This is a genomic window from Methylocella sp., from assembly GCF_041905455.1.
In the GTDB taxonomy this organism is placed as follows: domain Bacteria; phylum Pseudomonadota; class Alphaproteobacteria; order Rhizobiales; family Beijerinckiaceae; genus Methylocapsa.
In genome coordinates this window covers 40,561-49,984 of record NZ_JAYRLA010000020.1, presented here as the reverse complement: position 1 = coordinate 49,984, position 9,424 = coordinate 40,561, and the positions used below count along the sequence as shown (strand labels likewise).

General features: G+C 62.1%; 18 protein-coding genes. 10 read left to right on the top strand and 8 right to left on the bottom strand.

The window, feature by feature from the left end:
• The 9 genes from ACE3OG_RS14520 to ACE3OG_RS14480 all read left to right on the top strand — a co-directional run.
• Window positions 1–247 (top strand): hypothetical protein (locus ACE3OG_RS14520; RefSeq protein ID WP_374309883.1); only part of this gene is annotated, 247 nt, incomplete at its 5' end.
• A gap of 22 nt (window positions 248–269) precedes the next feature.
• Window positions 270–440 carry a hypothetical protein gene (locus ACE3OG_RS14515; protein WP_374309881.1) on the top strand — a complete coding sequence of 57 codons (171 nt, stop codon included), beginning with the start codon at window positions 270–272 and terminating at the stop codon, window positions 438–440.
• A gap of 319 nt (window positions 441–759) precedes the next feature.
• Window positions 760–1,524, top strand: a complete 765-nt coding sequence (locus ACE3OG_RS14510) for a hypothetical protein (RefSeq protein ID WP_374309879.1) — start codon at window positions 760–762, stop codon at window positions 1,522–1,524.
• A gap of 101 nt (window positions 1,525–1,625) precedes the next feature.
• On the top strand, window positions 1,626–2,018 hold the full coding sequence (locus tag ACE3OG_RS14505; RefSeq protein WP_374309877.1) for a hypothetical protein: 393 nt from the start codon (window positions 1,626–1,628) through the stop codon (window positions 2,016–2,018).
• Window positions 2,015–2,674 carry a hypothetical protein gene (locus ACE3OG_RS14500; RefSeq protein WP_374309876.1) on the top strand — a complete coding sequence of 220 codons (660 nt, stop codon included), beginning with the start codon at window positions 2,015–2,017 and terminating at the stop codon, window positions 2,672–2,674. The genes ACE3OG_RS14505 and ACE3OG_RS14500 overlap by 4 nt, the downstream gene beginning before the upstream one ends.
• A complete protein-coding gene (locus tag ACE3OG_RS14495) occupies window positions 2,674–3,165 on the top strand; it encodes a hypothetical protein (RefSeq protein WP_374309874.1) in 492 nt (163 codons plus the stop codon). Before ACE3OG_RS14500 ends, ACE3OG_RS14495 begins: the two co-directional genes overlap by 1 nt.
• Before the next feature lie 215 nt (window positions 3,166–3,380).
• Window positions 3,381–4,223 carry a hypothetical protein gene (locus ACE3OG_RS14490; RefSeq protein WP_374309872.1) on the top strand — a complete coding sequence of 281 codons (843 nt, stop codon included), beginning with the start codon at window positions 3,381–3,383 and terminating at the stop codon, window positions 4,221–4,223.
• Entirely contained in the window at window positions 4,186–4,797 is a 612-nt protein-coding gene (locus ACE3OG_RS14485) for a hypothetical protein (RefSeq protein WP_374309870.1), read from the top strand. The genes ACE3OG_RS14490 and ACE3OG_RS14485 overlap by 38 nt, the downstream gene beginning before the upstream one ends.
• A gap of 132 nt (window positions 4,798–4,929) precedes the next feature.
• On the top strand, window positions 4,930–5,085 hold the full coding sequence (locus tag ACE3OG_RS14480; RefSeq protein WP_374309868.1) for a hypothetical protein: 156 nt from the start codon (window positions 4,930–4,932) through the stop codon (window positions 5,083–5,085).
• Window positions 5,086–5,089: 4 nt separating this feature from the next.
• Here the strand turns inward: ACE3OG_RS14480 and ACE3OG_RS14475 are convergent, their stop codons facing one another.
• From ACE3OG_RS14475 to ACE3OG_RS14460, 4 genes are all read right to left on the bottom strand, one after another.
• Window positions 5,090–5,518 carry a hypothetical protein gene (locus tag ACE3OG_RS14475; protein WP_374309866.1) on the bottom strand — a complete coding sequence of 143 codons (429 nt, stop codon included), beginning with the start codon at window positions 5,516–5,518 and terminating at the stop codon, window positions 5,090–5,092.
• Window positions 5,515–5,859 carry a hypothetical protein gene (locus ACE3OG_RS14470; RefSeq protein ID WP_374309864.1) on the bottom strand — a complete coding sequence of 115 codons (345 nt, stop codon included), beginning with the start codon at window positions 5,857–5,859 and terminating at the stop codon, window positions 5,515–5,517. The genes ACE3OG_RS14475 and ACE3OG_RS14470 overlap by 4 nt, the downstream gene beginning before the upstream one ends.
• Window positions 5,859–6,203, bottom strand: a complete 345-nt coding sequence (locus ACE3OG_RS14465; protein WP_374309863.1) for a hypothetical protein — start codon at window positions 6,201–6,203, stop codon at window positions 5,859–5,861. Before ACE3OG_RS14465 ends, ACE3OG_RS14470 begins: the two co-directional genes overlap by 1 nt.
• A 194-nt stretch (window positions 6,204–6,397) precedes the next feature.
• Window positions 6,398–6,964, bottom strand: a complete 567-nt coding sequence (locus tag ACE3OG_RS14460) for a hypothetical protein (RefSeq protein WP_374309861.1) — start codon at window positions 6,962–6,964, stop codon at window positions 6,398–6,400.
• A gap of 157 nt (window positions 6,965–7,121) precedes the next feature.
• Here ACE3OG_RS14460 and ACE3OG_RS14455 point away from each other — a divergent pair, with 157 nt between their 5' ends.
• A complete protein-coding gene (locus ACE3OG_RS14455; protein WP_374309859.1) occupies window positions 7,122–7,340 on the top strand; it encodes a hypothetical protein in 219 nt (72 codons plus the stop codon).
• 134 nt (window positions 7,341–7,474) lie between these two features.
• On the opposite strand, the gene ACE3OG_RS14450 is transcribed toward ACE3OG_RS14455, so the two are convergent.
• From ACE3OG_RS14450 to ACE3OG_RS14435, 4 genes are all read right to left on the bottom strand, one after another.
• Window positions 7,475–7,801, bottom strand: coding sequence for a hypothetical protein (locus ACE3OG_RS14450; RefSeq protein WP_374309857.1), 327 nt, complete (start codon window positions 7,799–7,801; stop codon window positions 7,475–7,477).
• On the bottom strand, window positions 7,798–8,064 hold the full coding sequence (locus ACE3OG_RS14445) for a hypothetical protein (RefSeq protein ID WP_374309856.1): 267 nt from the start codon (window positions 8,062–8,064) through the stop codon (window positions 7,798–7,800). Before ACE3OG_RS14445 ends, ACE3OG_RS14450 begins: the two co-directional genes overlap by 4 nt.
• On the bottom strand, window positions 8,054–8,368 hold the full coding sequence (locus ACE3OG_RS14440; RefSeq protein ID WP_374309854.1) for a hypothetical protein: 315 nt from the start codon (window positions 8,366–8,368) through the stop codon (window positions 8,054–8,056). Before ACE3OG_RS14440 ends, ACE3OG_RS14445 begins: the two co-directional genes overlap by 11 nt.
• An 89-nt stretch (window positions 8,369–8,457) precedes the next feature.
• Window positions 8,458–9,201 (bottom strand): hypothetical protein, encoded by a 744-nt coding sequence (locus tag ACE3OG_RS14435; protein ID WP_374309852.1) that lies wholly within the window; start codon window positions 9,199–9,201, stop codon window positions 8,458–8,460.
• Window positions 9,202–9,424 lie beyond the last annotated feature (223 nt).

Genomic DNA, 9,424 nt, shown 5'->3' with positions numbered 1-9,424 from the left:
GGGCGAGCCCGGTCAGGAGGGAATAGAGGTGCGATTTCCGCCCAGAGGGCGTCGGGCAGCAGCTTCTTGGCCATCCCTCACGGTCAACCAAACATGGTTAACAAAGGGTTTTGTTAGGGCCTCTTATTCGCGCGCCCAAATCACGCAGTTCTACGCAGACGCGCTCAAGGGGAAATTCCCTGAGCAGCAGCGTCGGGCGATCGAAGAGGACATCTTCGCCGCGCAGCGTGAGGGGCGCATCCGGTAACTCGTATGCAGGCGCCACGCCGATGGCAATCTACCCCCTTGCCGGTGCAGGGACGGTTCCTCCGATCTATCCTGCCGGCTCCACCAACGTCGACTATTCGGCCGCAGGGTTCATCCCTGAAATCTGGTCGAGCAAGTTGATCGAGCGTTTTTATCCGTCAACCGTCCTCGCTGCGATCAGCAACACGGATTGAAATCGTAGTCCGTGTAAAATCCGGTGAATTGCTGGAAAGCTAAGTCCTTTCAAGGATATGCCAATCAGCAGCCAAGCCACGCATGTAGGCATGGGTTCGTCTATGCCGAGGGGTGTGGAAGGTTCAGAGACTAGACGGTGACGAAAGAATAAGCCGTCCACGAGCGCCGGACGCTCTTCGGAGCGATGATATAGTCCGACCTGCCGGGAAACCGGCAGAAGTGGTGGATAAAGAGCCGCCACGGTAACACGCCCTGTACGAGGGCGAGATCAAGAACTTCGGCGACCGCATCGCGATCCGCACGAAGCCGACCGTCACGATGAAGAAGTACCTGATCAGCGGCGATCTTGAGCTGGATCGTCCGGTCGGCGGCAAGGTGTCGCTGAACATCGACCAGGGCTATTACTTCGCCTTCATCCTCGACGACATCATCGAAAAACAGAGCGACATCAACAATATGTCGCTCTGGGCCGACGACGCCGCTCAGCAGATGAAGATCAGCATCGACACCGATGTGCTTCAATCGCTGATTGGACAGGCGAACGCCAATAACCGCGGTCCGGCGGCCGGAGCGATCTCTCACAACCTTAATCTCGGCGTAAGCGGCGCTCCGCTTGCGTCCGTGAGCCGCGATCCTGACGTTGGCGAGATTGAGGTTATCGACATCATCCTGCGCGCGGGCCTCGCGCTCGACGAGCAGAATGTGCCCGAGCAGGGCCGCTGGATCGTCATGCCGACGTGGATGACGACGCAGATCAAGCGTTCCGAGCTGCGGCAGGTCTACCTGTCGGGCGACGGCGTAACGATGCTGCGCAATGGCCGCCTCGGCATGGTTGATCGCTTCACGCTCTACGCCAGCAACCTGTTGCCGCATGGAACGGTCGGCGGGTTGGCGGACGGCGAGTTCGCCGTCTACGCCGGCCACTCGCACGCGCTGACCTTCGCCTCGCAGATCACCAAGGTCGAGACGATGCGCTCCGAGCGCACTTTCGGCGACATTCTGCGCGGGCTTCAGGTCTACGGCCACAAGGTGCTCGACGGCAAGGCGCTCGTCGAGGCGATCGTCACTCAGGCCGGCGCCTAAGCGCCCCTCTGAACATGTCCGTCAGGACGTGCAGGTGGGGGCGTGACCAATCCTAGTCACGCAGGAGTGGTTGCGCCCCCGCGTTATAGTGGGAGGGGCGGATGGGGCTGGACACGGCCGCCGATTATGTCGCCGGCGCGCGCAATCTGTTGCAGGACAGGGTTGAGCCGCATCGCTTCGGCACGGATCAGCTTGTCGAGGCGCTAAACTACGCGTTCGGCGAAATCGCTCGCATGCGCCCCGACATGCTGCTGGAGGGGCGCTACACGGTGCGCCTGCGGCGGCGCGAGCTTTTCGAGCCGCTGTCAGCGCCGCGGTTCCACGCCGACGACTTGAGCGCGCAGGCCGTGCCTTTGCCGCTCCAGTACCGGCTGGCGGTGCTCTATTTCGTCGCCGGCTATGTCCAGCTCTACGACGACGAGCAGACGCAGGATGAGCGCGCCAGTGCGCTCGTCGCGAAATTCGAGCAACAGCTCACGGCGGTGAAGGCATGAGCGTCCTTTCCGCCCAGATCAGGCTCGTGGACTTGGCGCGCGACCGTCTGCCCGGTGCGCTCGATGGCATGATCTTGCGCGAGCTGTTTATGACGGTGCGCGAATTCTTCATGCGTTCGGACGCATGGACGCACATCATTTCTTTCTGCGCCTGCCCGCGCCAGCACAAATACAAAATTTCGCCGGCGGCGGAGGAAGGCGACGCCTTCGTAAATAGGCTGTTGTGGGTCGAGGGGCTACGGCCATGTTCCGACAAGACCGGCGGCGGGCTGGCATGCGCCGCCACTATGCCGCAGCCTGGCGCGCCGTTCGCCACGATTGAAATTCGCAACCCGCCATCTGCGCCGGAGAAGTGGCACGCGCATGTGGCGTTGACGGTAGTCGATCCGACCGACCACGACGGTTTTCCCCGTGTGCCGGACTGGCTATTCGACAAGCATATGGGCGCGCTGCTCGACGGGTTGCTGGCGCGAATGATGACGCAGCCCGCGAAGCCTTACTCCAATGCGGCGATGGCGCAGTACCACGGTCGACGGTTCGAGAACGGCGTCAATCTGGCTCGTACCGAGACGCGGCATGGCACGCTCGCCAGCGGTCAGCGCTGGTCCTTCCCTCGATCTTTCCAGGTGCGCTCACAGCGCGCATGGGGGTGGTGATGACCTCGACCGCCGCGCCGCGCAATAGCCAGTATCTCTACGTCTCCGATGCGCAGGGCGCGCTCGGCGTCTTCCGACAGGAGTACGCGGAGCAACACGTCTACACATTTGACTACAGCGAATGGCTGGCGCCGGGCGAGACGCTTGTCTCGGCTGCGCATGGAATGTTTCCGATCACCGCGCCGGCGATGCTGCTTGACAAGCTCACCATCGACGAGACGGCGACAAAAGTGTCGTTCCGGCTCGGGCGCGGCGTCGGCGGCGCAACCTATCGGGTGTGGATCGACGTCGTGACCAGCAATGGTCAATCCAAGCAGGATTGGATTTCGGTCATGAGCAGCGAATTTTATGGCGGCGCTGGCTGTGGCTGCGGTCCGCTGCCCACTGATGTCGTTCAGAAGCTCTTGAACGCCGCGGCGTTGGCGGTCCCCCCGCCGTCCCGGAACAAGCAGCTCCCGAACAATCATCGCCGCCGGCGCAACCCGCCATAGTCACAGCTCCGCCGGAGGCCCCGCCTGCCGCCGAAGCGCCTACGGTCACGGTCAGGGAGGCGGCGCCGGCGCAGACCGCACCCGAACAAACGACTCCAGAACTGCCCGAGACGCTGCGCATCCAGCAGCAGGCGGCGCAGGCGGGCCAGCGCGCGGCAGTGCTTTATCCTGCCGGCACGAACGCTCCGAGGACCCCTCCCGAGGGTCTTAAGCGCATGCCGCTGAAAGATGGCAGGGTTGTTGATTACAATCCTGCTCTGACGAAGGCGAAGGAGATCGTCGCCGCGGATAAAGCCGGCAAGCTCAACGAGCTGCTGGAGATGGGGCCGGTTTCCAAACAGGAGGCCGCTGCGCGTGTCGCGCAGGGCGAGACGCCGGTCGCCGTGACCGAGCGCACGCCGGACGGCGTCGAGGTCAAAGCCGCCGCCGGCACGGAGGAGACCGCTCCGGCGCAGGTCGCCGCGTTGGAGGAGGCGAAGCTGCCGGGTAGCGCCGTGCAGGTCGAGGACCCGCGTCAGGTGATCCAGGCTCGCGAGCAGGGCGCGACGTCTGAGGAATCAGCGCCGGCGCGCGTTCCACGCGTGCTTGAAGATAAATCACCAGAGGCGCAGGCGGCGCGGGAGCAGGCGAAAGCGAATATCAGGGCGGTCGTAGGGGGCGAAGAGGAAGCGCCTGTCGGCAAGAAACGGTCCGAGGACGAGCGCTCCGCCCGCGCCGGCAACAATGAGAAAGCGCTCGCTGTCGTCGGCGAGTTCCCACCCGGCCGCGGCGACGCGACCACCATCGACGGGCGTGCGCAGGGCGCGGCGCAGGCGCGCAAAGATATCCTGGCGCGCGTCAAAGCGATGCTGGCGCGCGCAAAGGAGCGCGGCGTCGAGATTCCGGCGTCGATCCGCGACAATACGGACGCCGCGATGAACCATAACGAGGCGGCGGTCTTGCTGGCGGAAGCGCGCGCTATCGCGGGCGCTTGGCCCGCTGAGCGTCGACGTGCATCATCGGCTGGGTCTTGGCGACCTCTTGACGTTCGGGGAGCCGGAGGGGGATCGGCCGGATAGTCTCCGAAACTGGCTTCTGGGGGAAATCGCCGGCGCGCCGGCGGGGCTGTTGGTCGATACGGTCGACGGCGCGCAGTCATTGTTCAAGGGCGATCTCGAGAAAGCATTTGAGAAGCTGTTCCCGGCTAAGGCGGTCGCCGACCTAGCGAAGACGTACCGATTGGCGACGGAAGGCAAAACCGGCAGGGGAGGCGAGCCAGGCATGGCGCCGTTGTCGCCAGTCGAGGCCGGCGTGCAGGCGTTCGGGTTCAAGCCGGGGCGCGTCGCGCAGTATGATACGGCGGCATGGGGGGCGCGCAAGGCGCTGCGCGAGGAGGGCAAGGGGCGGCGCGAAGCGCTCGACGCCTATTCGGCGGCGACGACGTCCGCCGAGCGGGCGCGGGCGATGAAGTTGGTGTCCGCCTACAATGAAGGGAAGTCTCCCGACGAGAAGATCACCAGCAAGCAGCTCGCCGGCGCGCGCCGTCGACGCGAGGAGGCGGGACGACTCGGCGGCAGCATGCTCGGCCAGCGCGTCACCGACCGCAATCGGGCGATCCTGAAGCAGTTCTCGGAAACCTACGGCGTGCAGTAACCAGCGAAGGTCAGCGCAATGGCTTTGAGCAAAGAAGAATTGAACCGCCGGCACGCTGCGCGCCAGAGCGTTTATCAGGCGAGCCCGGAGCAGAAGAAAATCCGCGCCGAGCGAAACGCCGCTCGGGCGGAGATGAAGAAGAAACTCGGCGCGGCGGCGATCGCCGGCAAGGATATCGACCACAAACACCCGATCAGGAACGGCGGCGGCAATTCAGCCGGTAATCTGCGCGTGCGCTCGGAGAAGGCGAACCGGAGCTGGCGGAAGGGGAAGAAGGGTTACGATTAATTTTTTATAAGGGTGCCGGCAATAGCCGGAACTGGGGCTTCAGTCGTTCGCGATGCATGCACTCAGCATGCCGCATGTACGCCGGGCACTCGTTTTTGTGCATATCCAGCAATGACCAAAACGAATAAGCGAAGCTGGCGAAGATGAGTATCTCAATAAAGGCTTTGCGCCTCGCCGCTTTTTGTTCTTTGTTTTCTGGTGTTGGGACGGCCGTTTTATTGCGTCTGCTTTCAATCCCGGCGTCGCCAGCTTCGTCGCTCGGTTCTCGTGAAAGGGCGCGTGCAAGTATGAGTGCGGATGTGACGGTGAGGATTGGGAGCAGGATACCTACGCCAATGAGCGTGCTCTCCGGGCTGACGTGGTTAAATAGCAGAACTGTCGAAATAATCGTAGCGATCCAAAGTAAAAGTACAAGTGCAAACCCGCGCATCACGCCGCTTCCTCTTTCTCGACCTGCTCCAGCGCCCAGGCGACGGCCTCGCGACCGCCAGATTTGCGGCCAATGCACACGTCGCGACCGCGGCCCCATTTCACGACGACGCGCCAGCAAGTGCTGAGACTATAAGAATAGTGGCGGCCACCCCAAGTCGAAAATAGTTCAGAATGTATATCCGCCTGAGGCATGGCGCTGATCAGCTCGACGAGCTTCGTCACGTCGCGCTCACCATACCCATAATCCTTCTTGCGATCCGACACGATGATGTAGCGTTGTGGGTTTTTGAGGGCGTACTCCAGCACATGCCGCACGATGCGCTGCTCGAATTCGCTTGGCATCACGCCGCTTCCTCCTGCCGAGCCAGCTCGACCGCCTGCGCAATGAGCTTCATCCCTTCTGGAGAGTCGGCCGTGCAGACCTCGCGGCCCTTTCCCCACTCGATCGTGTACTCGGGGGTAGGAGCTGTGCGTTCATAGAGAACATACCTACCATCTTTCCTTCTTGGGAAAACGAGAAAACTACCTCCGGGGTCCGGCAAAAGAGAAGCGAGCGCTTCGTCGGCGTCGCAAATTTCGCACAGCACTCCGTCTTGTTTAGAGAATACTGTCAGTTGCTGGTCACCATCCTGCAAGATCAGCTCCAGCACATGCCGCACGATGCGCTGCTCGAATTCGCTCCGCATGTGACCTCCTCTAGTTACTTACTCCTGATATTGGGTCTCGGCGCACAAAAGAAAAGCCCCTCCCGAGCTATAGCCAGGGGAGGGGCTTTCCCGCTTGCGCGCGGCCCGGAAAAGGGGCGGGCGGGGCGCTAGCGCCGCTTGCCACGGTCCGATTATACTAGCGCGCGATTTAGTTGAGTGCAATCTATATTTAATCAGAACGCGATGTGCTTTTCAAGCACAGTGCCGGCGGCGGCGATCGTGTAAATAGGTTCAGTTGCGGTCGCATAGCGCGTGCCGGCGCCCATGAAGTCGAGCCCGCTTCGCATGTGCAGAAGCTTTGTCGCGGCGCTAGTGAACGCCGGCACCGGCATGCCACGCTTCGTCAACCAATCATCGAACGCGCCTTTGGCGATGCGGACATGTTTCGTCTGCTTGGCGATGCGCACGGTGATGGTCTTAAGTCGGTCGAGCGTGTGTTCGTGGAACACCTTTACCGCCGGGGCGCTCGCGCCGCTTGCCAGCACGTCTGTGACCAGCGTGTGTTCCGCCCGCTGCTCGCCGAGGAACTGGCCTAGCAACGCAATGACGTTGGTGGCTTTGGTGAGATCGTTCGGCGCCAGCGACAGGTCTTGGCGCATGCGGGTCCATTCGGTATGCAGGAAGCGTCGCAGCGCCAGCTCGTCGATCGCCGCGAACCCAAGCTGATTGGCGAGACGCGCGCCAACGGTTAACGTCGCGACGGCGGCGAGCCAGAACCGCTCCTCGGTCAGCGGCGACATGAGCGTTTGCCAGTTCGCCATCACCTTGGCGACATAGTCGTCGACATCGACGATGTGCTCCCCGAGCCATTTCGCATAGCGTCACGTCGTCCTCGGGCTCCGGCTCGTCTTCCTGAAACTGCGGCCGCCAGTCTTCGGCGGCTTGCGGCCGCTCCTCTTGCGGATGCTCGTCGGTCTCGTCATAGGCCTGGAAAGCTTCCGCGGGCGCGTCGCTCGTCTCCTCGCCGGGCGCGATATACAGTTCGCCGGTGTCCTCATAGATCAACTCGCCGTCGTCGTTGTAGGCGAGCGTCCGCTCGGGGACGTTTTCGGCGTCAATGGTTCCCTGAACGGGCGTCTCTTCGACAGCAGCGCGAGCGGCTTTGTTGCGGCGTGACATGACTGCTCCTGAGTTTTGGGCTTTAGGGGACGGCCTCAACTGGCCATAGGTGTTCACGGCGCGGCAAGCGGGCGGATAATGCCACGCCGTTGTTTGCCGATCCACAGAATAGTTTCGTTATGTTGCGCTTATTATTTCTTTATACTTGCTGCGCCAGCGCGGCGCGGCATGGGCGCGACGGGCGATGCGGGCTCAATGCCCGAAATAACGCAGCAGGCCGGACGCGGTGAAGATCGCGAGGACGAAGAGGATGAGCCGGGGAGCGAGCGCAGATGGCCCTCGAACCCCTTAAGCTGACCCTCGAACCCCTCGAAGCGCCCCTTCAGATATGCGATGTCGGCGCGCATGGCTTTGAGGTCCGACTTGATCTCGGCCATATCGCTTTCAAGCCGTGACACGCGCGCCTCCACAGGCGGCAGCGTGCCTCCGCCTGCGGCGGATTGCAAGGGTAGTTTCATGTTCCCGCCTCCGATCGGTTGCGTCGGGCGATGCGGCGCGCCACTTTACGCGCCACGTCCGCTCGCGCCACGGCGCGGGCCAGCGCCTCCCGCTCAGCCGGCGAGCGCGGCTTAGGCGCAAGCCAGCGCCGTGACGGCTCCAGCGCCGGCAGCTCAGGCGCGAGCCAGCGCATCTTGCGCTTGCGCTTGAGCGCGTTCAGCTTGCGCATGCTCGCGCGCCGCGCCTCGCGCTGCGCGCCAGTGATCGGGCGATTACCCGGCATGGCATTGTTCCTGCGTCGGCGCCTGAAGCGCCATGAGAAGCGCGTCGTCGAGCGCCTTGTCACACGCCTTCTGCGCCATGCGCAACGCGGTCGCCACAGCGTCCATATCCCTCATGACGCTAATCGAGATATCGTGAACCCGCCTGACCATCTCCAGCGGCGGCAGGGCGCCGGCATGCTCAAAGCGGACGGCGGCGGCCATATGGACGCATTGATGAATGCTAATCACCGCTCGCTCCATACGAACAATCGCGACGCGCAACCGCTGCCGCGCTTCGGCGTCATCTTTCTGATAATCATTCACCCGGACCTCCTTACAACTCGACCGCCGGCGCGACCATCGCGTGTTACATTATGATCGACATACATTAATAGTATTGTCGGCATAATGTGTTATGGGGTGAGCCTACGCAGCATATCGTCGAGGTCGTCGCCGCCATCCGGCTCCGATGAGTCTTCGTCGTCATGAGGGTCGATCTCGCCAAGGACGACGGCGCGCACCCACTTCCAGCGCTCAAACATCTCGGGCGGGTTCGTGCCGTCATGCATGTTCCGTTCAAGGAACGGCAGCTCACGCATGAAGCGATCTTTGAAGCGCTTGAAAAATGTGATCGCGCCGAGACGATAAGGCGCGCTGCGGAAAACGATCCAGAAAGACGTCCACACTTCAGGGTCCGGCGGAGAGCCGTCCGCCTGCCTTGTCGCGGCGCCGCGCGCAAGCGCAATGGCGAGCGCCAGATTTTCCTCGTTCCCTTCCTCCGGCGGCCAGGGCATCTGCGCAGGCCCGAATTCGCCGGGCGCGGCAGGATGCATGATCCAGTCGGCGGGGTCGAGGTCGGCAGGCTTGACGGGCGGCAGCGGCGTAGATTTTGGCGCTTTGGCGGGCGCAGGCGCGCTGGAGACAGCGCAAACCGAACCGTTGACGGTTCGTGTGGTAATCAACCTTCGCCCACCATATCGGTTGCGCATGTAGTCATCAAGATCACCACGCCGCCAGAAGTCGCCGCGGCCAATACGCTCCGGGACCGGCAGCCTGTATTTTTCGCACTTGCGCCATCCGATGAATGTCGCGCGCGAGACTTTGCAGTGTCGCGCGGCCATTTCAGTCACGAGAAGGTCATTTTCATCATCATTCATAGCCGACACTTTCAATTATTTCGCACCATAAATGTGCTGTAGTAATTTATACGTCAATAAATAAAGCGCTTACATTTACATTTCAGCGCTTCAGCCCGGCCAAACGGCGTTGGTCGGTCTGATCCTTCATTGATGGCTCATTGAGTACTCAATGAGGGCTCAATGAGGGCTCAATGAGTACTCAAAAACTAATCAAGAAAAAACGAAACTAAACAATTTACAA